At 57.1% G+C, this 24,308-nt stretch carries 17 protein-coding genes; 3 read left to right on the forward strand and 14 right to left on the reverse strand.

Translation table 11 applies throughout. The annotated features are described in order from the left end of the window. The 6 genes from A3850_RS04905 to A3850_RS04930 form a co-directional block, all read right to left on the reverse strand. Positions 1 to 1,365, reverse strand: coding sequence for a YHYH protein (locus tag A3850_RS04905; RefSeq protein ID WP_068214765.1), 1,365 nt, complete (start codon positions 1,363 to 1,365; stop codon positions 1 to 3). Positions 1,366 to 1,498: 133 nt separating this feature from the next. Then, positions 1,499 to 2,476 (reverse strand): cytochrome-c peroxidase, encoded by a 978-nt coding sequence (locus A3850_RS04910; protein ID WP_068214767.1) that lies wholly within the window; start codon positions 2,474 to 2,476, stop codon positions 1,499 to 1,501. Beyond that, positions 2,473 to 3,165 (reverse strand): MbnP family protein, encoded by a 693-nt coding sequence (locus A3850_RS04915; RefSeq protein ID WP_068214769.1) that lies wholly within the window; start codon positions 3,163 to 3,165, stop codon positions 2,473 to 2,475. Before A3850_RS04915 ends, A3850_RS04910 begins: the two co-directional genes overlap by 4 nt. Continuing rightward, positions 3,155 to 3,613: a hypothetical protein gene (locus tag A3850_RS04920; RefSeq protein ID WP_068214771.1), complete on the reverse strand. Its 459-nt coding sequence runs from the start codon at positions 3,611 to 3,613 to the stop codon at positions 3,155 to 3,157. The genes A3850_RS04915 and A3850_RS04920 overlap by 11 nt, the downstream gene beginning before the upstream one ends. Position 3,614: 1 nt before the next feature. Then, positions 3,615 to 3,884, reverse strand: a complete 270-nt coding sequence (locus tag A3850_RS04925) for a hypothetical protein (protein WP_157500891.1) — start codon at positions 3,882 to 3,884, stop codon at positions 3,615 to 3,617. A gap of 2 nt (positions 3,885 to 3,886) precedes the next feature. Next, positions 3,887 to 4,447, reverse strand: coding sequence for an RNA polymerase sigma factor (locus A3850_RS04930; protein ID WP_068214775.1), 561 nt, complete (start codon positions 4,445 to 4,447; stop codon positions 3,887 to 3,889). A 247-nt stretch (positions 4,448 to 4,694) separates the two neighbouring features. On the opposite strand from A3850_RS04930, the gene A3850_RS04935 reads away from it, so the two are divergent. Further along, positions 4,695 to 5,558 (forward strand): AraC family transcriptional regulator, encoded by an 864-nt coding sequence (locus A3850_RS04935; protein WP_068214776.1) that lies wholly within the window; start codon positions 4,695 to 4,697, stop codon positions 5,556 to 5,558. Between the two features lie 90 nt (positions 5,559 to 5,648). Then, positions 5,649 to 6,518, forward strand: coding sequence for an NAD(P)-dependent oxidoreductase (locus A3850_RS04940; RefSeq protein WP_068214777.1), 870 nt, complete (start codon positions 5,649 to 5,651; stop codon positions 6,516 to 6,518). Between the two features lie 530 nt (positions 6,519 to 7,048). On the opposite strand, the gene recA is transcribed toward A3850_RS04940, so the two are convergent. From recA to A3850_RS04980, 8 genes are all read right to left on the reverse strand, one after another. Then, positions 7,049 to 8,131, reverse strand: coding sequence for a recombinase RecA (gene recA / locus A3850_RS04945; protein WP_068214778.1), 1,083 nt, complete (start codon positions 8,129 to 8,131; stop codon positions 7,049 to 7,051). Between the two features lie 274 nt (positions 8,132 to 8,405). Next, positions 8,406 to 13,244, reverse strand: a complete 4,839-nt coding sequence (locus A3850_RS04950) for a gliding motility-associated C-terminal domain-containing protein (protein ID WP_082921628.1) — start codon at positions 13,242 to 13,244, stop codon at positions 8,406 to 8,408. A gap of 211 nt (positions 13,245 to 13,455) precedes the next feature. Continuing rightward, positions 13,456 to 14,064 carry a lipopolysaccharide assembly protein LapB gene (locus tag A3850_RS04955; protein ID WP_068214780.1) on the reverse strand — a complete coding sequence of 203 codons (609 nt, stop codon included), beginning with the start codon at positions 14,062 to 14,064 and terminating at the stop codon, positions 13,456 to 13,458. 85 nt (positions 14,065 to 14,149) lie between these two features. Then, positions 14,150 to 15,019 carry a twin-arginine translocase subunit TatC gene (tatC, locus tag A3850_RS04960; RefSeq protein ID WP_068214781.1) on the reverse strand — a complete coding sequence of 290 codons (870 nt, stop codon included), beginning with the start codon at positions 15,017 to 15,019 and terminating at the stop codon, positions 14,150 to 14,152. A 181-nt stretch (positions 15,020 to 15,200) separates the two neighbouring features. Continuing rightward, complete coding sequence (locus tag A3850_RS04965) at positions 15,201 to 16,055, reverse strand: SDR family oxidoreductase (protein WP_068214782.1); 855 nt, start codon at positions 16,053 to 16,055, stop codon at positions 15,201 to 15,203. A 224-nt stretch (positions 16,056 to 16,279) separates the two neighbouring features. Further along, positions 16,280 to 18,004: a GMC oxidoreductase gene (locus A3850_RS04970; RefSeq protein ID WP_068214783.1), complete on the reverse strand. Its 1,725-nt coding sequence runs from the start codon at positions 18,002 to 18,004 to the stop codon at positions 16,280 to 16,282. 462 nt (positions 18,005 to 18,466) lie between these two features. Further along, entirely contained in the window at positions 18,467 to 19,114 is a 648-nt protein-coding gene (locus tag A3850_RS04975; protein ID WP_068214784.1) for a gluconate 2-dehydrogenase subunit 3 family protein, read from the reverse strand. A 50-nt stretch (positions 19,115 to 19,164) separates the two neighbouring features. After that, positions 19,165 to 20,889, reverse strand: a complete 1,725-nt coding sequence (locus A3850_RS04980) for a GMC oxidoreductase (RefSeq protein ID WP_068219435.1) — start codon at positions 20,887 to 20,889, stop codon at positions 19,165 to 19,167. Positions 20,890 to 21,258: 369 nt separating this feature from the next. On the opposite strand from A3850_RS04980, the gene A3850_RS04985 reads away from it, so the two are divergent. Further along, positions 21,259 to 24,285: a CotH kinase family protein gene (locus A3850_RS04985; RefSeq protein WP_068214785.1), complete on the forward strand. Its 3,027-nt coding sequence runs from the start codon at positions 21,259 to 21,261 to the stop codon at positions 24,283 to 24,285. Positions 24,286 to 24,308 lie beyond the last annotated feature (23 nt).

The following is a 24,308-nucleotide window of genomic DNA, read 5'->3' on the forward strand; positions in this document are numbered from 1 at the left end:
CTATTCCAGAATGATTTTGCGGACGGTCGCTTCGGAGCCCTCCCCGATGCGGACGAGGTACAGGCCCCGGTGCAGGGTTTGGGTGTCGAAGTAAGCAATTGTCTGTCCGGACCGAATGGATTTTTCCGTGATGACCCGGCCACTACCGTCTAGTAAAGTGACGGAGTAATCCTGGCGTGCCAAACCCGGCAATTGTACGGCGATTAGATCGGCGGCGGGGTTGGGAAAGACGTTCACGGATAGCAGATCGGTCACCGTTTCAGTAGCCGTCGTGCCGTTGAATACCGTTGTGGCCTCGGTCACACTAGTCACTTTACGGTTCTCCGAGACGCCGGCGAAAGTAGGGCCGACGGCGTAGGGGTAGGCGGAGACCCAATTCTCGTCCACCGTAGCAAAGTAAGCGTAAGTGCCCTCGGGGTATTCCGGAGTGACGCAGAAGCGACCATTGTGGCTGTCCAAAAAGTCTTCCGCGTTCGCGGCGGGGGGGACGAAAACGTAATCCTCACGGAAGTAACCGAGCGGGTAAGTCGCGCTCACCGGTGGCCCGTCGGCTACGTCGGTGCCATCGCCGTGGGTGGTCCGCTCGGTGATGTTCCGTAATTCGTAGCTGGATTTTATGCGGGTGATACCGCCGGTCCCATCCGCGTTTTTGAAGCCATAGGCACCATAGATTGGGAAACCGTCGTAGGCAAAACCAATGAGGGGCGCGTGCTCAGTACTATCAATGGCGTACAGTCCCTCGGCATCGTAAAGGTTACATACCGTGGAGGTTACTTCCAGATCCAATTTGAACGCGGAAGGGTTCTGGTGGTGATGGTAGTTGCCCCGCGCCGGATGGCCCTTTGCGCAGTCGAACCCTTCCCGCTCTGCGGGGATGGCATCCCGATTCCAGGCCTGTTCGGCGCGCGGGCCACCGGGGCAGGCGGTCCGGCCGGGGCCACCGCAAAGGTCGTTGGTCGTGGTGTTCCAGGCTACCCCGTCCCGGTAGTCAAAAAGGGATACGCCGTTGATGAAGATGCCGATGTTGCCGCCGGTGGTGACGATCAGTGCACCGGTGTTGATGACCGGATTAAGCGGGATGCGGTAGATGGCCGCCTGGTCCTCCGCTTGCGACGGATTCCGATCCTGAAAGGGCCCGGTTGGGTAAGCCGGAATTCCAGCGGTAGAGACATAAACAAAATCATCGGAATACTCTACCCGCTGGCAGTTGACGGGTAAGTTGTTTTCGATCAGCACGCCGCTCCCTTGAACGTAATAGGTGCCGGTTTCCGTAGTGTTCTGTAACCAGGAGGTGATGGCGGGAGAGAGCTGAGCACTGGCCGGTATGGACAAGAGCAGTGAAACGCAAAAGATAAAGTGGCGCATAATTTGTAGTTATTTTCCGCTTGCGGGTAGGTGGTACGTTGCGGAAGAGTTCTGATAAAGTCGAATACTTGGTGTGAAAGGGCGCTGAAAGAGGTGGTCAGGTTGGCCAGCATTCCGGCCCCAACCACACGCCCTACCACGGTCGGTGCTCTTTGTTGAGCACAAATTCCCTGTCGTCCAGCGTCAGCAGGAAAGCGATCAGGTCAGACTGGTCGTTGGCGGAGAGTGGTATCGGATCTTCGCGGGTAGCGTAGTGCCGCAGCACCTGCCGCAACTTACGGAAGCGGCCGTCGTGCATATACGGATGCGTAAAACTGAGGTTCCGCAGGGAAGGCACCTTGAACCGCAAACTGTCCTCCGGCAAGTTCGTGATCATCATCCGCCCAAAATCGTTGAGCGTGGTATCCACCGCAAGGCCATTACGCTCGAAAGCATAATTGGTGAACAAAGGCTCGGTGTGGCAAGCATTGCAGTTGGCCTTAAAAAGTTGGTACCCCTTCAGTTCCTGATTCGTAAAGGAGTCTCGACCAGCCTTGATCCGATCGTAGCGGGCACCGGCCGAGACCAAGGTAAGCTGAAACTGGGCCAGCGCCTTTAACAGATTTGGCCCCGTAACCCCCTCCTCCCCGAAAGCGCGCTGGAAGTCCGCCGCGTAACTCGAATCCCCCCGCAGCCGGGTGATCACTTCGTTGATGCTACTCCCCATTTCATCTTCGTGATGAATGGGCGCGAGCGGCTGCAACTCGATACTGTGGTGGGCCCCGTCGTGGTGAAAACTGGTGGTCCAGGCCAAGTTGAACAGCGCGGGGGCGTTGCGCAAACCAATGCGGTCGTCAATCCCGTGGCTCAGGTCATGGTCCGTATGCGCAAAGGCAGCGAAGGGAGAGTGGCAGGTGGCGCAGGCGATCGTCCCATCCGCGGAAAGGATCTCATCGTAGAAGAGTCGTTTTCCCAACTCTACCCGGCCCTGACGCAAAGGGTTGGCGGCGAAGTCGTAGGCGGGTTCCGGAAAGTGAGCGGGACGCCAATAATCACGCAAGCCAACCGGTCCGGTGGCGGTCGCTAATAGCACCAGCGCCAGCATCACGAAGAGGTAGCTTAATTGCTTCACCGGGATGCACGTTTTATTGAGAAAGCACGCTGCAGCGAATCCGCAAATTCGAGGGCTTCAGCCGTGGGGCTCATAATGCGGTAATCGGTACTAAGATCACGGTTATGGATGATCTTATCCAAGTCCAGCCGGACCGTTAGGAAAGACGAGCCGTCCGTACGGAGTACCACCCGCCGCGCGGTATTGAAGGGTGCCTGAAATCCACCAATATGAAACTGGAAGCGGTGGCCCCGTGCCGGGCATTCCGCTGCGGTGCCTTCTAACTTAAAGTTGATATAGCCGCTCCGCCAGGTCCAATACATCCCCTTTGTCGGGTCGAGGTCGCCACCAAAAACCCCGGCTGCAGTCTTAGTGCTGTCGACGCCGATGGTGAATTGGAGGTCATCCCATTCTAGCTCCGGTGGGGTAGCTATTTCTAGGAGTTGGCTTTCGGGTATAGCGGCGTCGACCAAATGGTAGCTGTCCGGTTCGGTGTAAACCACCGTGCCACCATTGAGTAGTTGGACCCTCGTCACGTAATAGCGCAGGGTGTGGATCCCCAACTTTGTACCTGCGGCAGCGCCCTGATCTGCTGTAGTCAGATTAAGTGCCTCACCCTCCAGTACGGCCTCAAAACTAATGACCGTTGATTGGCCGAAAGCGAACGGTCCGGCGAGTAGACACAAAACAAGAAGGACTTTAGTGGCCATGCTTACCTCCTTTACGCCCCGGTGGGCCGGCGAGAATTCGGCGCAGGTTTTGGTCTACAAACTCCGGATAACGCGAGCGTTGGTCTTCCCCCAGCAGGCTCTTTACGTAGATGAGGTGAGCATAAGTCTTTTGGATTTTTTCTCGCTCGAGGCGGTCGATTGCAGATGGGATGGTTGGGTTTTGGGGTGCGGGCTCCGTTTTAAGTTGTTGAAACCAGTCGTGAAGCACGTCCCGGTGCTGGCGGTTGATGTCCTCCATAGCCCGCTTGTGTTGGCGTTGGCTCTCGTGAAAGAACTCCTGCTGCTGCTCGGTCAGGTTCAGGATATTTTTGGCTCGCGGGCCCGAATGCCCACCGTGATGTGGCCCCCTGAAGAGTAGGAAAGCAAGGCCAATATTAGCCAGGAGCAGCAACAAACTGGCTACTTGGTATACGCGTAATTTGTCCATATCAATCTTCGAATTCGTAGTTGTTCAGTAGCGACCACTCTTCGGCGGCACCAGCCTCCGTGAGTGATGTTTGGTAGCTGATCAGAGCCGTGACGTTGAGACTCAAAATGAGTACTGCCGCCGCGGCTAGGGCCCGCCATTCAGGGGGGGTGAAGGTGCGCGTGCGGGCCAGGCCGGTCATAATTCTGGGAAGGAGGTGCTCCGGTGCTTTGGCCCGAGGTAGCGCTCCAAGCCGTTCAATCTCCCGATCCAAATCTGGTAATTCTGCCATGATCATTTTTTGCGGTTGGGGTAGGTAGATTCGAGGTTGACCCTGAGTTGTTTTTTGCTGCGCATTAGTAAGCCTTCGATGGATTTGAGACTGACCTCCATGATGTCCGCCACTTGCTGCCGGGGTAGTTCTTCGACGAAACTGAGTACGAAGGCCGTCTTCTGGCGGTCGGGCAAGCCGTAGATCGCCGCGAATAAAGCCCGGTTGCGCTCCCGGTCTTCAAGTAAACTGCCGGGATGGTCAAAGTCTACCGGAGAGGTTTTCCGCTCCCGTAGGCTCAGCAGGCTTCTGCGCTGGCGTTTTTTCAGTGCCGTCAGGGAGGTATTGACGGTGATTCGGTACAACCAGGTGGTAAACTGGCTTTCCCGTTTGAAGCTGGCGGCGTTCCGCCAGACCTTCGTGAATACATCCTGCGTCACCTCCTCCGCGTCCGCCGTTCTTTGCAGGTAGGTCAGCGCCGTATTGTACACCCTATCCGCATGGCGGGTGTAAAGCGCGCGCAGGGCTTCCACCCGGCCTGCGGCTACGTCATCGATCAGATCTGCGTCCGCCGCTTGGGGCATGGAGGGAATTCGCTTTTGTGGGTTAGACGGAGATGGACAGCGAAATCCTTCGCGAGAGTCCAGCTTTTTAGCTTTGGCTAATAGTGGTATGTGGGCGCTGCCGCAGGTGCTAGCAAATTGGGAAGGGGACCAACCGGCACACCTGCCGTCACAATCTATCTACAATAGCCACCCTAAACAAACGTACCGGAACTACGGCTGACGTTTTTGGACTATTTCCTGCTGATGCCACCTTTACCTTGTGGCCATGGTCATCATCCCCCAACGCTTATTCAGTGATGAGAACGTCCGCGTCTTTGCCCGCGACGGGCAGAATGCCATCTTGCAGAAACGTTTGCGCAAGGACCTCATTCGCCGGGAGGCTTATGTGGCAAGCCACGCCATCAGCATGGTACTCAGCGGGGAGCAGACCATTGAAACCTACGAAGGCAATGGCTGTACCATCCGGGAGGGGGAAATGATCCTCATCCCCCGTGGTGTCTATTACGTGACCGACATCCAGGTTAGTGACGACGCTTTTGAGAGTATCCTCTTCTACTTTGATGACGACACTGTCCGCCAATTCACCGCAGGGTTGGCCGTAACGGTGGCTGATCGGCTGAGGGCACCCGAATACCTGCACCTTCCGCAGCCAACGCTGGTGCGCAGTTTCGTAGCTGCCCTTACGGCTACTTATAGTAACGCTAAAATGAGTCCGGAACTGCTCCGGCTAAAGACCCTCGAATTGCTGCATTTAAGTGCCCCCGCGTTCCCGCAGCAGACGTTCGCCAACTTCCTGTTTCGATTGACGATCCCCGCCAAACGAAACATCCGGCCCTTCATGGAGGAGAACGCCACTAAACCATTATCGGTGGCGGATTACGCCTACCTCACCGGTCGGAGCCTCTCCACCTTCCGTCGGGATTTTAAAGACCAGTTCGGTACCACCCCACAACGATGGATCAAGGACCGCCGGATCAAGCACGCCGTCAGCTTGCTGGAACACCAGGACCTCCACGTTACCGACCTGGCCGACGCGGCGGGCTACCAGAACGTATCCTATTTCATCCGGGAGTTCCGCTCCACGACGGGGCTAACCCCGAAACAATTTATGCTGCAACGTAAGGGCTAGCCAAGAGGCCATCCTTCCAACAGCTGTCTGCTCGCCCGACAGCAAGCGGATACCAAAAGCAAATAATTAACCCAACTCAACGATTAGACAATGAAAACTTCCTTCATCGGCCTCGGCATCATGGGTAGCCGCATGGCTGCCAATCTCCTGGCCAATAACTTCCCCATCACCGTTTGGAACCGGACTGCGTCAGCCTCCGCTGCACTAAAAGAGAAAGGTGCCACCGTTGCGGATTCGCTGGAAGCAGCCGTGCAGGACGCCGACGTGGTATTCAGCATGCTCTCCAAGCCCGAGGCCGTCGCGGATTGCTTTTTTGGGGAAGCCGGCGCACTGTCCCAAATGAAAAAGGATGCTCTCTGGGTAGATTGTAGCACTAACAACCCCGCCTTCACCCGCCAGGCTGCCGAGGAGGCAAGCAGCCACGGCGTGCGATTTTTTGAAGCACCGGTAGCTGGCTCCAAGCCGCAGGCGGAAGGTGCCCTGCTGGCGTTCTTCGTAGGTGCCATGGAAGCAGATATTCAACCCATCAAACCCATGCTGGAAGCAATGGGCCAAAAGATCGTCCCCTTCGGTAAGGTGGGTCAGGGCAGTGCCTACAAGATGTTGGTGAACATCATGCTGGCCCAATCCATGCTCGTATTCTCCGAAGCCGTCCTCCTCGGTGAAAAGCTGGGTATTGATCGTGAGCTGCTACTGAACGTCGTGCCGGATCTGCCCGTGATTGCGCCCTTCACCAAGTTCAAGACTGATATGATTCGGAAGGATGATTACCCCGTCAACTTCCCGCTGGAGCTGATGCATAAGGACCTCCACTTAGCAGCCCTCTCCGCTTATGAAGTTGGCCAACCACTCATTCTGGCGAATGCGACCAAAGAGGTGTACGCTGGCGCATTGCGTGCCGGAATGGGGCGGGAGGATTTTGCTGCGGTGCACCGGTTTTTGGAAGGTGAGCGTGATTAGGTTTTGGTTTTTGCGCTGCGCGCTGTTTTCGCAAAGGGGATAAAGGAGTTAAAGACGGAAGAGAAGATGTTGTAGCAAGCCCTTCTTACCCTTCTCTAGCGCCTTAAACTTCTCAGCAAAACCTGTTCCGCAAGGCAGTTTGGGTAGGTGCGCTACGCGCTTATTTCGCAAAGAAGATAAGGATGATTAAGACGAAAGAGAAGCTGTTGTAGCGTGCGCTTCTCAGTCTTCTCTACCGCCCTAAACATCTTTGCGAAACCAGTTCGCGAATTGGCACAATTAGTGCGCTGCGCGCTTATTTCGCAAAGGAGATAAGGATGATTAAGACGAAAGAGAAGTTGTTGTAGCGTGCGCTTCTCAGTCTTCTCTACCGCCCTAAACTTCTTTGCGAAACAAATTACCGAAGGCAAATCCCAGGTAACTACTTCAACTTATCCGCTTAAATACAAAACGCCCCCTCCCAAACAGGAAGGGGGCATTAGTCATGTATTCAGCATCTTCTGGAGCGTTGAGTTCTACTCCAGGTTACTTTACACCGCAGCGTCAGCAGCTTTGCCTTTGCCGTTCTTGGCGGCTTCCAGTTCGGCTTCTTCCTCTTCGGTGATGCCCATGAGGCGGTTCTTGATCTTGGTTTCGATCTCATCGGCTACCTCGGGGTTGTCCTGCATGAAGATTTTGGCGGCTTCGCGGCCCTGGGCAATCTTAGCGTCGCCATAGCCATACCAGGCGCCGGACTTGCTCACGATATCCTGGTCCACACCAAGGTCGACGATCTCGCCTACTTTGGAAATGCCTTCGCCGTACATGATGTCGAACTCAGCGATCCGGAAGGGGGGCGCCAGTTTGTTCTTGGCCACCTTCACTTTCACGTGGTTACCAATGACGGCACCCTGCTTGTCCTTGATCGCAGCACCGGAGCGGCGGATGTCGATCCGCATGGAAGCGTAGAATTTGAGGGCGTTACCACCGGTGGTCGTTTCGGGGTTACCGAACATGACACCGATCTTTTCGCGCAGCTGGTTGATGAAGATGCAACAGCATCCCGTCTTACCGATCGTACCGGTCAGTTTACGCATGGCCTGGCTCATCAGACGCGCCTGGAGGCCCATCTTGGAGTCACCCATTTCACCTTCGATCTCCGCGCGGGGTACGAGGGCGGCTACGGAGTCAACGACAAGGATGTCGACGGCGCCGGAGCGGATAAGGTTTTCAGCAATCTCGAGCGCTTGCTCACCGTTGTCCGGCTGGGAGATCAGGAGGTTGTCGGTATCTACTCCCAGGTTCTGGGCGTAGAAACGGTCGAAGGCGTGCTCCGCATCAACGATGGCGGCGATGCCACCGCGCTTCTGGCATTCGGCGATGGCATGGATCGCCAATGTCGTCTTACCCGAAGATTCAGGGCCGTAGATCTCGATGATCCGGCCCTTGGGGAAACCACCGATGCCAAGCGCGACATCGAGGCCGAGGGATCCCGTTGGGATAGCCTCAATGTTTGCCGCCTCGCTTTCGCCAAGGCGCATGATGGTACCTTTTCCGTAAGCCTTGTCGAGACGATCAATCGTCATCTGAAGTGCTTTAAGCTTAGCGGCGGTTTCTTTATTCTTATCTGCCATAATACTGCTGTTAAAAGAACTTGTTTTGTTAGGCTACAAATATAAACACAAATCAAACAATGCACAACAGTATTCGAAAATAATGGCAAATAAATTCCCTATTTAGGTGTAAAAACCTAAAGTGTAACTTTTAAGATTACGAAAAATGTTTGAAAAGTCAGCTTTTGGTGCTAGAATTGGTCCTCAACAAGGACGATCCGTCCCGCGTCACCAATTTTTTGGCACCCGCGGCAGCGCCCTCTGAAGGTCAGCAGCAGAAATGAGACTCTATAGACTACTTGAGAACGGTAACGTCGCCCCGGTAGAGGAGAGATTCTCCGTCCAGGAACTCCACCCGAACCATGTACACGAATACACCGGGGTTGACGGGCTTATTGTTCGCCGCGTTCCCATTCCACAATCTGATGCCGTCGAGGCAATTGGGGGGCACCTCAGTTTCCTGGTACACCAGACCACCCCAGCGGTCGTAAATCTGCACGTCGGAGATGCGCGTGACGCCCTGGCAGGCGAAGACCCGGAAGTCATCGTTGCGGCCATCACCGTTGGGGCTGAATACGTTGGGAATGTAGACGTTGCGGTTGGCATCGACGTTGACGAAGATGTCCGCAAAGGCCAAACAGCCATTGCTATTGGTTACCTGCAGTGCGTAAGCCTGGTCGCTGAATGGAGAGACGATCGGGTTACGAATGGAATCCGCGCTCAGGAAGGTCGCTGGCGTCCATAGGTAACTATATACATCGCCGACCGGGCTGACGATCGGGTTGAAGCGCGTCAGGGTATCCCCCAACTCAATGGTGATCTCTTCGGGGAGGCTGATCACGATCTCCGGCGGTTGGTTGACGGTAAGGATTTGCTGCGCCGAACAGCCCGCCGCATCAAATACGGTAACGATGACTTCACCGGCAAAGGCATCCGCCGGCTGGTCGATACCTACCCGGAAGCCATTGTTGTTGACGGAGAAAGTGTAATCCTCCGGCCCGGTCGCTGTTCCACCCGCCACGTTATCTACAAATACGGAGGTAGGTTGGCCAAAACAGAGGGGTTCCTCAATCGGTAGCACGTTAAACGTGATCAGGTCCGGCTCGCTGATGTCGTAGCGCACGCTATCCTGACAGCCATTCACGTCGGTGATCGTGACGCCGTAGCTCCCGGGGGGTAAGCCGGTAGCAGTACTGGAGGAAGGGTCCGCAACGTTACCCGACCAGGTATACGGCGCATCCCCAAGGTCATTGTTGTTGACGCTATTCACGAATACCGTGATCATCCCGTCGGATTCTCCCGAGCAAGTCACGGAAGCCGACATGGTCGAATCGATGGCCAGGTCCAGCACGTCCGGTTCAATGATGGTAAAGACGAACGGATCGGGGCTACAGCCATTTTCGTCGGTGATCACCACTTCGTAGGTGCCTGCGGGTAGATTTTCCAGGCTGTTGTCGGTATCCGGGAAGCCCGTCCAGCTAAACGTGTAGTCGCCCGTACCGCCGGTCACCTCGGTCAGTACGATGGATCCATCCGCGGCGCCGTTACAGCTCACCTGAGTAAAGACGGGCACGATCGCGAAGGGTTCCGGGCTGGTGATCTCATCGGTAAATACCTCCGTACAGGTACCGTCCGTAACGGTCACGGATATTGGTCCGCGCGCCAGGCCGGTCACGGTGCTGGAGTTACCCATCTCGGAAAAACCATTGGACCAGTTGAACGTGAACATCCCCTGCGTACCGTCGTCGAAAGCGGCGGAGAAGGATGCCTGACCGTCCGCGATGTTATCGTCGGGGCAGGAGACGGGTGTTGTCGTAAAGGTGCCGGTAATGGCCGCGGGGTCTTCCAGTACGAATGAGTCCATAAAGGCTGGCTCACAATTATTGGCGTCCGTAATGGTTACCGAGTAAGTCCCTGCGGAGAGACCACCGAGGACATTGTTCTGAGTAATTACGCCAGGGTTGGTGCTGTACTCGTAATTGTAGGTCCCATCCATGTTAGGTGTACCGCCACTCGCAGTGAAGGTCAGGCTACCGTCCGCATCTCCGGGGCAGGTGGGGTTGACGGGTGTGACGCTGAGGAGTTCCACTGGGGTCGGGCTGGCCACGATTCCAATCTGCGCGTTTTCACAACCATTGGAGGTGGTCACCACGATGCCGTACAGCCCAATGGCCAGATCACTAATCGTAGCGTTGCTACCAATCGGATTATCGGGGTCGACGAAGGTAGAATCCGGATTCAACCGGAACCATTCAATACCCGTAACCGTCTCGCCGGGGGGCGGGGTGATCGTCGCGGTAAGCATGCCGTCCGTATCGCCGGGGCAAGAAATAAAGCTGAGCGGAATCGGATCAATTTGCGCTGCCGCTGGTGCGGAGATTCGGAAGGAATCGAGGATCTCACACATATTGGCGTCCGTAACGAAAAGGACGTAGTTGGAGTCGGGTTCGAGACCGTCAATGAAGGGCCCGGGGGTAATGGTGTCAAAAGCCATGTCGAGGCTATCATTCGTCCAACGGTAGGTATAAGGCATCGTTCCACCGGAGACGGCCGCCGTTGCCTCCCCACCCATTTGGGGGATACAAGTCGCGTCGCGAATGACCAGGTCTTCGTCGAAGACCAACTCTTCGGGAGAGGTAATTTCAAAAGTATCCGTAAAGGAACAGCCGGCCGGGTCCTCATCCCGCAGCGTAATCGAATACATGCCTGGGCCCAGATCGTCAAAAGCGGTAGGTACGGTAATATCCGTCACCTCTACGTCGGCACTGGAAATGCCAGAGGATAGCTCGATCAGGGTAAAGAAGAAGTTACCCACCTGCGGCGCACCGGATGTGCTACCGACTACCTCGATGATACCGTCATTGGCGCCAAAACACTGAACGTTGGTCAGCGTCTCGGTGATCAGCAGGCTCTTGTTAGCGTCCACCGTAAAGTTGGAGGTGGTCATACAGCCGGACTGGTCCGTAACCGTAACGGCGTAGCTACCGGGCAGAAGTCCGGTGCGGTTGGACATGGTCGTATTAAGGTCGGTACCCAAGCCTCCTGGCCAGGCAAAGTCGAAGGAACCGTCGCCACCGTCGGCGGTGATGGTGATAGAGCCATCCGCCGCCCCGTCACAGGTAGCGGCACTGACGGCATCGGCGGGGTTATCCGGCCGGACCGTAATGGGCAGCGGTTGGCCCAGGAACTGGCTGACGTCCGTCATACACCCCTCGGGCGAGGTCACCGTCACCTCGTAAGAGCCGGACTCCAGCCCGGTCAGGACGTTGCTCGTTTCCGTGCGCCCCTCCCAGGAGAAAGTGTAACCGGCGGCTACGGGGTTATTCACCTCAACGCTGTTGGCAAAGACCTGGACCTGGATGGCTCCGTCATCCCCACCGTTACAGGTTGGCCGGTTGAGTGGTTGGATGACCAGGTCAAGGCTTAGCCCTTGATTGATGGTGACCGGGCGTAATTCCTCCGTGCCGGCACCGTTAACGATCCGGACTTCGTACATCCCGTTGGGCAAATTATCGAAGGTGGTGGAAGCGGGGACGGTAGCTACGGTGCGGGCATCCATAAAGGTTCCCCCTGGCAGGCTGCGAATGTCAAAAGTGATGGGCCCTGGAGTATTGGTCACGTCAACCGTGATGGTTCCATTATCGTCCATGTCACACACTTCATCCGTCTTGGATACCTCGATCCCGAACTGCATGGCCAGGATGGTGATGTTACCATTGTTGAAGTTGATATCGCTGGTGGTACCCATTGGTGGCCCGTCCAAGCGGGTGAACTCGGCGGGAGCGGAAGGTTCGTCGCGGACGGGGCTCACGTCGCCGCCGTTTCCGATGAGGTCGAAGCAGATCTCGAAAAGCACTTCTCCGTCGGGGATGTCGGCCGTACCGTCTCCACCGATGATGTTGAGGATGTAAATCACGTTACCCGGAGGGCGATTTCCACCGGCAGTCATAGGTCCATTTTCCAGGAAACCCGTTACGATGGCAGGGTTGACGTTCGTCGAACCCGTATAGGTAAGGATGGCCGGGTCGTAATCCATTTCAAACTGGAAGCCGGAGACGTCGGTGAAGTTATCTACGGTGACAGGGAAGCAGACGTTCGTTCCCGCCGTGCCGCTGGCGGTGGGGAAGGTGATCGTCACCGGATCGTTACAACCATCCGCGTGGGATACCACGACGGTCTCCAACTCACACGAGATGTTGTCCATGATGCTGATGCGGTAATCACCGGCCGTTGGCACCTGGTACTGCACGAGCCCGTTGTGATTGACGGTATTAGCGGGATTGTTCAACTGCGCCCGTTGCCCGGTGACGGTATTTTCGATGGTGATGGTATAATTCGCATCGCCGGAAAACTCAGGCTCCCCTCCCAGTACGTTGAAGAAGCCGTTGCAGCCGGAGAAGGAATTGGAGGCCGGTAGATTTTCGACCGTGATGGCGTTGAGGTATACGACGCGGAAGGTTTCTTCCAGGGCAACGTCGACACACGGACCATTTTCCTGATAGAAAGCAATACCGTTCACTACCGTATCAAAGGTGATGGGAGCGATGTAAAAGTCAACCGGGCTGGGGCGGCCGCCCATGGGGAAATCCGTGCCGAAAGCCTCTGCCGTAGCGAAGTTGTTGAAAAGGTTAAGGGTGTAGTCACCGGACAGGTTACCATTCGGGACAGCTACGACGAGTTCACCGGTGAAGATGAATTGGCCACCGTTCGCCACACAGGGGTCAGCTCGGATATCATCCCGGGTAGGCCCGCTGACGGTGGGGGGGCATTCGTAAAAGGCCCACCCAACTCCGGAAAATGCGGTTTGATTCGGTACTCCGGAAAGGTCTTCCGTTCCCTCATCGTGGTTGATGCGGAAACGGTCCTGCGCGCAGAGGTAGATGGCATCCGGCCGGTCATCGAAATCTACCCGGTCACTGGCGTCGATGTTTTCACCGAAGCTGTTGCTCTGCATGTCGAAGTCGAAGAAGTCCTCAACGTCGCCCGCATCGTTACAGTCCATTTTTTGGCCCAGGGGGTAGGTGCTTGGTTTGTCGCCGGGGATGATAGCGTGCGGCACCTGTGCGAAGGCTGCTACCGAGCAGAGGAGGGCAAAAAGTAGGGTAGACGAACGAAGGGTAAAGCCTGTGAGCATACTGCGGGATATTCGGTTGGTAGTCGCCACCTTCCACCTGGAGCAAAGGGGAGGACGACACCTAAAGCAAGCCTACACCAGTGGTGTTCGGTGCGGGCGGGTGAAGGTACAGGTTTGGTAACGACGTATTGGCCGGGCCTAGTCTATTCACTGGTGCCGGAAGGAGGCTCTTAACCTTTACTTAGTGGAGTCTTATGCATAAGTGTGTTGCCTACCGCGTGCGGGGCCGGCGGCGCTTTCCACCGTAGCCGCCCGTATTCTGGGCGCCCCCACCCCGGCGTTGGGCGGCCTTGACCTGGCCGGATTGCTTCAGGGCCTGATCCATCATGTCGATCTGCTCCTTGAACTGGGGGATGGTAATTTTGGCTTCCTTAACCTTTTTGAGGTACTTCTTCGCGGCGTTGAAGTTCCGGCGGCGGTACTCGAACTGGCACAGTTGCAGGTTCACCATCGCGCCTTCGGTGGCGCCGAGGTTCATCTGCTCCGCCTTTTTGATCCACTCTTCGGCCGTCTTCAGGTCCTCGCGGCTCAGGGCGATGTTACCCCGCAGCAGGTAGTAGTTGCCACGGTTGGGGCCGTAGAGCCATTCTGGTTTAGCCGTCAGGTTCAGGATTTGCTCCGCTTTGTTGATGTCCTGCGTCTGGAAGGCCTGGGCCGCCGGGGCGATCGTACCCAAAAAGATGTACCCGGCCAGTAGGATAAGGCCGGTAAGGACAAAGAAAATGCCGTACCAAACACCAAGCGTCGCCCAGAGGGCAATACCGCCAATGAGGCACAGCGCGATGAGGGCAAAACGAACGTAGGGAGGGATGACGAACATACGAATAGTAGTATTTGGGAGCCGTTTCCGGCCGGGCCGGCAAAGATACCGGGCAATTTTTTAGTAGCGGCGTCTACCAGCGTTATCAGTCCTCGATGGGGCCACCGATGTCTTCCTCATACTCTTTCTGCGCGCGTTTGGCCACGAAAATGGAGATTTCGTAGAGGGAGTAAAGTGGTACGGCGATCAAGATCTGCGTCACGATATCCGGCGGTGTCATCAGGCTGGCCAGGATCAAAATACCGATGATGGAATGCTTACGGTATTTCCGCATGGCCGCTGCCGTCACCAGCCCGAAGCGGGCCAGGAAGTAGATCAGCACGGGTAATTCGAAGATGACCGCAGCTGGCAAGGTGAACATCGTCATGTAGCCAATGACGGAATCCATCGTCGGGATGTTGGCCGCGCCACCCACGGTAAAGTTGGTCAGGAAGTACATCCCGAAGGGCGCCACCACGAGGAAGCCAAAACTTATACCAATAAAGAACAGGATGGAACAGATCAGGATCACCCACCGGGTAGCCCGCTGCTCCTTCTCGTATAGACCCGGGCGCACGAAGGCCCAGAACTCATAAAAAACGTACGGAAAGGCAATCACGAACCCACCAATGAACGCCATTTTCACCGCCGTAATGAACTGCTCCCCCACCCCAATGGCTTGCACCAAAATATCTTCCTCCGGCGCAATGCAAAGGTTGCCACCCGTAAGTTCACAGATCACCTCATAACTGATGAAGTCCGTCTTTAGTGGACCGAACAGCACCCGGGCGAAGTACCAATCCCGAAATAAAAAGAGCACAATTCCACCCAGCACGATGGCCACGAGGCTGCGCACCACGTGCCAGCGTAATTCCTCGAGGTGGTCCACGAAGGACATCTCCTTATCCTCGGGTGGTTGGGGCCGGCCATTCTCGTCCAGCTCCCAATCGTCAACGTTCATTTGGTCCAGCGGCATGCTAGTAATTTAAGATGGGCGCTCACGCGGGTGCAAGGCAAGTAGGTTAAAACAGTCGTCAACCCAAAGCCCGTGGATCGCCACTCAAAGTGGGGGAACAAAAGTACGACCAAAGAACGGCCCAACTCACAAAGGGATGCCCCGCCGAAGTAAAATGAAATTCCCCTGACGAGCAGGACCACTATATCCGAAAGTCCGCCACCGCCGCCTCACTGTATTCCCACAAGCGCCGGGCGAGCTGCTCATTTCGGGCGATCGCCGATGGTTTCTGCAGGCACTGATTCTCATCGAAGTACCGCCCCGAAACATCCTTCACCTCCGGGCTGGTGGCCAGGTAAACGGAAGTGGAAGCCCCCTGCTCCGGCTTGATGGCAAAGGGTTTGTACATCGACCAGACCGCGCTCGTAAAGGCACCAGCCTTCTTGTTGGCCAAGCGGGTACCGACGACCCCAGGGTGGAGGCAATTCGTCGTCAGGTCCCTACCGAAGCGGCGGTCCAATTCCATCGTGAACAGCACGTTGGCCAGTTTGCTCTGGGCGTACGCTTCGCTGCCGTTGTAGCTCTTTTTTTCTCCCTTCAGATTGGTGAAGTCCAGCACCCCCTTTTTGTGAAGGGCACTGCTGACGTTGATCACCCGCGTACAGTGGCGGCAGCACTGAATGGCGGGCAGCAGATTCAGCGTCAGTAAGAAGTGACCGAGGTAATTCACCGCAAACTGTAATTCGTATCCATCTTCACTGAGTTCGAGCCGGTCGGTATACACCCCGGCATTGTTGATCAGGACGTCCACCTTCGGGTGCTCGGCAAGAAACTCTTCCGTAGCTGCCTTGATCGATGCCATGCTCGCCAGGTCGATGGGCAGTGTATCAACGTTGTGGTTGCCCGTTGATTCCATGATCGCTTTGGCCACGTGTTGGGCCTTGGCGTCATCCCGGCAGGCGAGTACGACGTGGGCGCCCCGCCCCGCCAGCCGCTCGGCCGTAGCGCGCCCAATGCCATCGTTGGCTCCGGTGATGAGAACGGTTTTATCCTTCATGTCTGCACCAAGGCTAACACGGCGGAAGGGGTGCAGGGTTGAGTTAGGGAAGTATTAAGGCACCGCTTCCGGGGTCGAACCCTTCCACCAGCCGGGCGGTAAGTCAGCTGCCGTACATAAATAGGCAAGCCAAAAACGCTCCTTAACCACGTAGAAAAGCCCCTCCGCAGCGAACTACGAAGGGGCTTCCTCAATCTCTGATCCTCCCCAAACTGGGAGTGATACTACATCAACCGACCATCCTTTTTCATCGTCCGGTCCAGATAATCTACCGCGCGGGCGGTGAAGGCCATGTAGGTGATACTCGGGTTCTGGGTGCCGGAGGAGGTCATAAAGGAGCCGTCCGTCACGAAGACGTTCTTGGCGGCGTGTACCTGGTTCCACTTGTTGAGGACACTCGTCTTCGGGTCGCGGCCCATCCGGGCAGTACCCATTTCGTGGATGGCCGCGCCGGGAGCCGTCGGGTTGTTGTGGACCTTGACGTTCTTGCACCCGGCTTCGGTGAGCATCTCCTCGAGACAGGCTACACCGTCTTCCCGGAGTTTACTTTCGTTCTCCTTCAGCCCGGCGTCGAATACGAGTTTAGGGATGCCGTACTGGTCCACGTCGGTTTCGTGGAGGAAGAAGCGGTTTTCGTGGTAGGGCAGCAATTCACCGAAGCAGGTGGCGCCGATCCACCAGTCGTCTCCAGGAGAAGTAATGGCCTTTTTAAAGCCGGGCCCCAAAGGCGCATTCACGGTATTTATCCTGGTCGCCCCACCCTGGTAACCGAAGCCGCGGATGTAGTCTTTCCGCTGCGTCGCCTTGTCCCCCAGGTTACGGAAGCGGGGGATGTAGAAGCCCCCGTTGGGCTTCCGCCCTTTGCTGTAACTGTCCTTGTGCCCGGTGTAGGTGCCGCTACCGCCCATGCCGTAGTGGTGGTCCATGATGTTGTGGCCCAACTCGCCGGAGTCGTTACCAAAACCGTCGGGGAAACGCTCGGACTTACTGTTGAGCATGATGGCCGTCGAGCCAATGGTACTGGCGTTGAGGAAGATCACTTTGGCGAAGTACTCGCGGGTCTCCTTCGTATTGCCGTCAATCACGTTGACGCCGACGGCTTCCTTCGTTTTATCATCGTAAATGATGGAGTGGACGATACTGTCCGCCATCAAGGTCAGGTTACCCGTATCGTTAGCGACGGGGATGGTCGAGCTCAGCGAAGAGAAGTAGCCACCGTAGGGGCAGCCCCGCCAGCAACGGTTACGGGCCTGGCACTGCCCGCGCGTCCCGTGGTGTAATTCCGGAATGTACTGGGTCAGGTTAGCCGTCCGGCCGGGCGTGATGCGGCGGACGTTCCACTTCGCTTCCACCTTCTGCTTGAAGTGGTCTTCCACGCAGTTCAGATCAAACGGGGGCAGGAATTCTCCGTCGGGCAGGTGGGCGAGGCCCTCTTTTTTGCCCTGCACCCCCACGAATTTCTCGGCGTAGGAATACCAGGGGGCAATATCCTTATACCGCACCGGCCAGTCGATGGCCACACCGTCGCGTTCGTTGGCCCCGAAATCGAGGTCACTCCATCGGTAGCAGTGGCGGCCCCACATGATGGAGCGGCCACCGACGTGCTCGCCGCGGATCCAGTCAAAGCGTTGAATCTCGTCGTAATCCCGCTCATCGTCCTTAACGATCCAGTGCTTATTGTCCTGCTGCACCCACCAGTGGAGGCGGTTTTGCTTGTAGTAGTGGGCGGCGATCTCTTCGCGCGGCACCTTACCCTGGTATTCGAGGTCCCAGGTGTCCAAATTGGCCGTGGGGTATTCGCCGTGCTTGACCATCCGGCCCCGCTCCAGCATGAGCGTTTTGTAGCCTTTGGTACAGAGTTCCATGGCGGCGTACCCACCGCTGATACCGGAGCCGACCACGATGGCGTCGTAGGTCACCTCATCTTTTCCTTGTGAATTAAAATTCATGCTCGATCTTTAAATAACTAAACCACTTCGTTTCAGGTATAGGGTGCCCAAAGTACGAAACAGGGCGCGGACGCAGGTGCGGAGCCGGGGATATAAAACGGGACCAACCAGCGTTGGGGAAGGGAGGCGACAAGTCGGATTTAGTTCCCCAAATTACCGGAACCGGCCTAGGATAAAGTGGCTGGAGACCGACCTCTACCGAATTGGCTGGGCGTACCAATCGTTAGCATTAATCTGTGTCTACTCGTTGAAGACCGGGCGCTCGGAGTGGCTTCAACTTCCCAAGCGCGTCATCACCGGTAGGTTGGGGTTTATCCCAACCTGAAGTTTACTTACACAATTAGGAAGACAATCTCTCCCTCTTTCTTGCCCTTTGCTGCGCACCCGCGTCAGCGCCCAAACGAAGAAACGGTAGAGAGCTACTGCCCACTACCGTTTCTTACTATTCGAAAAAGGACTGGCTTAAATAGCCCAGGCCTTACCACCCGTCAATTCCTGGAGGTCACCGCAGGGGATGTACTCACCGGGTACGGGCAGGTATTCCAGCAGGCCAGACTCAACGGCTACCTCGGGGGTGTTGAAGTAGTTGCCAATGATCATGGACTTGAGGCCGAAATAGGCATCGCGTGCGGAAGGCCCGTCGCCCGGCTCAAAAGTTTCGCGGGGGACGTCTTCCCCACTCATGTCAACGTCACCACGGGGGCCCTGCTTGTAGTGGAGGTCCTGGTCCTGGAGGTAGACGAGGGCTGCCTTCTGGTCGAGTTTAGCGAAGCCGCCGGGGTTATCGGCGTCCATCTTTTCCATGAGGCGGTTGAGGCCCTTCGTGAAGTTTTCCTGGTCTTCTTCGGAGTAGACGTCGCCGACCATCTTGTCGATCATCTGGGGGACGCCAACTTCGACGGCACCGGGGTACTCGTCCTTGGGCAGCATGGCATCGGCCAGGCCCACGATGTAGGCGTACTGGGTAGCGTTGAAATAGCCGGGTTGATAACCTTCTTCGAGCATGGCCTCGTCGCGCTTACAGCCCGTGAGTAGGGCGGAGGCAAGGGGGCCGGCCACGGCGGCGCCAGCGAAGTAGCTGGTATATTTTAGAATGTCTCTTCTGTTCATCTTGATGTTAGTCTTAGTGGATCATTAGTCGTTGGGTTCGTCGACTAAATCTAGATATTCATTTTCTTGAGTTCCTTGACGGCGTGGTCCGCCGCCCGGGCCGTGAAGGCCATGTAGGTGAGGGAGGGGTTCACACAGGCCGAAGAGGTCATGAAGGCACCGTCCGTCATGTAGACGTTCGGGGCGGCCCAGAGGCGGTTGTGCTTGTCCACGACGGAATTGCGCTTGTTGGAGCCCATCCGGGCCATACCCATTTCGTGGATGCCGAGGCCGGGGAAGGAGTGGGCGTCGTAGGTATTGACGTCCTTGAAGCCAGCGGCCTCCAGCATTTCGGCGGCGTCGTTCTTCATCCGTTCCACCATCGCGTATTCATTTTCCTTCCAGGAAGCGTCGAAGCTCATGGTGGGGAGGCCGTCTTTGTCCAGGACGTCGCGGTTGATGGTCATCCTGTTGTCGGTGTAGGGGAGGGTTTCGGCGAAGGCCGTCATACCCATGTGCCAGGGGCCGGGCTCGACGATGGCCTTTTTGAAGCCGGGGCCCATCTGGACGTCCATTTCCCGGACGCTGCGCATCCAGTTCGTCCGGCTGCCGCCACCCTGGTAGCCCCAGCCGCGGACGAAGTCTTTCGACTTACTCTTCCGGTCGCCCAGGTTCTGGTAGCGGGGGATGTAGTACCCATTGGGCTTGCGGCCTTTGTAGTACTTGTCGCCGTACTCATCCAATTTGCCGTTGGCACCGACGCGGAAGTGGTGGTCCATAATGTTGCCACCGAGCTCGCCGGATACGTCCATTTTCATTTCTTCTTCGTGCTCCGTGTTCATAACGATGAAGGAAGAAGGGATGGCCGACGCGCAGAGGAAGATGACCTTAGCGAAGAACTCCAGATCCTCTCCGGTTTCCGTATCGCGGGCGCGGACGCCCTTGGCCTTGCCGGTGGACTTATCCATGATGAGGCTGTACACCGAGCTGTTGTTGCGGAGGTGCAAGTTGCCGGTCGCTTCGGCAACGGGCAGGGTGGAACTCACGCTGGAGAAGTAGCCGCCGTAAGGACAACCCCGGATACAGCGGTTCCGGTACTGGCACGCGCCACGGGTACCCTTGTGTACGTCCGGGTTGTAGGAAGTCAGGTGGGCTACACGGCCGGGCGTAACTGCCCAACCGAGGTTCTTTTCTACGCCTTTTTTGAAGTGGTCTTCGGCGCAGTTGAGGGGCATGGCGGGGAGGAACTTACCGTCGGGGAGTTGGGCCAGGCCCCGGAGCTCTCCGGAGATCCCGGCGAAGGTTTCCACGTAGTCGTACCAGGGGGCGATATCCTTATAGCCAATGGGCCAGGGGGTGCCGTGGCCGTCGCGGGCGTTGGCCTCGAAGTCCATCTCACTCCAACGGTAGGAGTGGCGGCCCCACATGAGGGACCGGCCACCGGTGTGGTAGCCGCGCATCCAGTCGAAGCGGGCCTTTTCGTCGTCGTAGGGGTGTTCGCTGTCCTTGACGAACCAGTGCTTGTGGGCCTGGCGGATGGTGTAGCCCGTGCGGTTCTGTTTGGGGTAATGTTCGTCGATTTCGGCTTGGGGGACGCGGCCGTTGTAGTCCAGATCCCACGTATCCAAATTGGCGGTGGGGTAGTCTCCGTGCTTGACGCTGCGGCCCTTTTCCAGGACGAGGGTTTTGAGGCCTTTTTCCGTCAGTTCCTTGGCAGCCCAGCCGCCGGAGATACCGGTGCCGACAACGATGGCGTCGTAGGTGACCTGCTCTTCTCCCTGAGAGTTAAAATTCATTTCGATGATCGGTTTTATCGGTTGAGTTGGTCCGTAACTGGTAGGTTCGGCATTCCAACTAAGCACTAATGCAGTTGTGTGGAGGTGCAATTTACTAAATTAGTTGAGACCCGCTTGGAGGTGGTGGCGTTCGTTCTCGCCCAGTCCCGCTCCACCCATTGCCTGGCACCTGCGGCAGCGCCCATACCCGTTCAAACTGCCGTATGGCGACTAAACGCGTCCCTTCGCCCACCGGTCTCTGTCGGCCGACCGTCAATAGGCCATCCTAATGATTGCTGGTGAGTGAGGCAATGCCAAGCGCAACGTTCGTTGGGCTCAGGACGCCCCGTTGTCCGCTATCTTTACCGGCCGCTACCATCCGTAACCATTATGTTGAGAATTGCTACGCTGCTACTTCTGTTCCTCGCCACCACCGCGGCCAGCGCTCAGGTACGGCTCAATGAAGCGGTGAACTCCAACGGCCAGTACGAGGATGAGGACGGAGACACCCCGGACTGGTTTGAACTCCGGAACACCGGACCGGCGCTTAACCTGGCCGGCTGGACGGTGACCGACGACGAGGATGAGCCTGGAAAATGGGCCTTCCCCAACATCCTGCTCGGTACCGACGAACACCTCCTCGTTTGGGCATCCGGCAAGGACCGCCCCGCGCCACCCACCTACCGCACGCTGGTAGCCGATGGCGACGAATGCCGGTACGTGGTACCAACCAGCGACGTAAGCACAGATTGGGTCAATACCGACTACGACGACTCGGCCTGGACGCGGGGCCGGACGAGTATTGGCTACGGTGACGGCGACTACGCCACCCAACTGAATGCGGGTACCCTCTCCGTTTTCGTCCGCCAAACCTTTACCGTAGCGGACCCCGCCACCATCGAAGAACTGATCCTGAACGTGGACTACGACGACGGTTTCGTCGCCTACCTCAACGGAACGGAAATTGCCCGCGCAAACATGGTGGGCACCCGGCCGGGCTACGACGAAGAGGCTACGCAGGTATACGAACGGCGGATGAATAATGGAGGCACGCCCAATGCTTTTCCCGTGGCCTTCCCGGCAGGGCGGCTACGTTCCGGCGAGAACGTACTGGCCATTCAGGTGCACAACACCCAACCCGGATCGAGTGACCTGACACTATCGGCATTCCTGACGGCGCGGTACAACCAACCGAGCCTGGAAGGGCAGCGGCCACCAACCATTCTGGGCTACGACCTCCGGGGCCCCCACACTAATTTCAAACTCAGTGCCGGCGGTGAAAACCTCTACCTGTTTAACCCCGCCGGCGAGCGGGTGGACCGCTTAAAAGTGGAGGGTATCGAGCGCGACCAATCCACCGGCATCCCACCCACCGGCGGCGAGGCCCGGACCTACGAGCGGACCACCCCCGGCGCCGCCAACCTGACCCCGGGTTACGTCGGCGAAGTGAACGGAACGGTGAATTTTAACCGGGAAAGCGGCCTCCACGCTCCCTTCTCCCTGGAACTGACTGCAGACGGTAGCGGTGACATCCACTACACCACGGATGCTTCGGAGCCGACAAAAGATTCCCCCCGCTATACCGGCCCGCTGGACTTGACGGAGACCACCGTCGTTCGGGCCCGGCTGTTTGACGGGGAGAAATTCCCCAGCGAGCTGGTCACCAGGACCTACCTCATTAACCCGGGGCACGACCTGGACGTGGTGTCCATAGTGGTTGACCCGCAGGCCTTTTTCAATCCCGTTACCGGGCTGTACGCGCAGGGCTTCGATGCGGAACCCAACCGGCCGTATTTCGGCGCTAATTACTGGCGGGACGATGAGCTGGACGCCAGCTTCAGTTTCTTTCCCGCCGATGACGGGGAGCAGTTCTCCCAGGATGTCGGCCTGCAGATCTTCGGTGCTTATAGCCGAAGTTTTGACCAGCGTTCGCTCTCCATCCACGCCCGCAACCGCTACGGATGTAACGAAATGGACTACCCTTTCTTCACGGACCGCCCCTACGATACCTACAAAAGCCTCGTCCTGCGGAGCTCCGGCCACGACTGGCGGGTCTCCAAGATCCGGGACGCGACCATGACGGGTTTGATGGACGGCTCCGGCGTGGACGTGCAGGCTTACCGCCCCGTCGTTACCTACATCAACGGTCAGTACTGGGGCATCTACAACCTCCGGGAAAAGGTGAACGAGGACTTTCTGGCCAGCCGCCACGGGGTCAATCCAGATTCAGTAGACATTTTGGAAAGCACCGGTAACGTAGTGGAGGGCAGCAATACGGACTACCGCGCCCTCTTCGGTTTCGTGCGGGATAACGACCTGCAAGAGGAGGATAATTTCGCCCGGGTGGAGCGCGAGATTGACGTGGATAACTACATCAAATACAACGTAGCCGAAATCTACTACGCCAACCGCGACTGGCCGGTGAACAACATCAAATTCTGGCGGGCCCAACGGCCGGGCGCTAAGTGGCGGTGGATCCTTTTCGATACGGATTTCGGGCTGGATTTTTTCGGGACCGTCCCCCACACCGTGAACGGCTTTGAATTTGCGCTGGACCCGGCGGGCCCTTCCGTATGGCCGAACCCACCCATCTCTACCCTCTTTCTGCGCCGGTGCATGGAGAACGAAGGCTTCCGCCACCGCTTCATCAATCAGTTTGCGGATGAGTTGAACAGTCGTTTCCTGTTCAGTAACGTGGACAGTTTGCTCTCCGCCAACGAAGACCGGATCGCTTCCGAGATGCCCCGCAATTTTGCCCGCTGGAACCTGCCCGATGAGTTTTCCGTCCGGGTAGATCAGATGCGCGGCTTCCTCCGCGAACGCCCCGCCGCCGTGAAGGGCCACGTCCTGGACTTTTTCCGTCTGCCCGCCTATCACCAAGTCGGTATTCTGCTCGACGACGAGCAGGAAGGTTACGTGCAACTAAATAGCTTATCGATCACCGAGTGTGAGTGGTCCGGCGACTACTTCGAGGAGGTGCCCATCCGGCTCACGGCCATCCCCCGGGAGGGTTACGTCTTCAGCCACTGGGAGTTGGGTTCCGAATCGATGGATGCCGAAATCACCGTTGACGTGAAGGAGGCGATGGAATTCAAGCCCATATTCAGGGAGGTCTCCACGGCTATTCCTGGTCGGTCCGGCTTGGGTAGCCTGGCCAACGTCAGTCAGATTCAGTACGCCCCTAACCCCGGTTCGGCCACCGCCTGGGTGAGGTTACAATCCAAATGCGGGACACAAGTGACGGTGGAACTCTTCGACGCCCGCGGCGTACGCGTGCGCACCATTGCCGCCAATGCTTTGGTTACCGACGAACGGAGTTTTACGACGGACCTCTCCGCGCTGCCCGCCGGGACCTACCAATTGCGCGTGCTGGAAGCTGGCGGGGGAACGGTGGCTTACCCCTGGGTCATCCGATAGTCAGTACGTACGCCCTTTCCTCA

It is taken from the genome of Lewinella sp. 4G2 (assembly GCF_001625015.1).
Lineage (GTDB): Bacteria > Bacteroidota > Bacteroidia > Chitinophagales > Saprospiraceae > Neolewinella.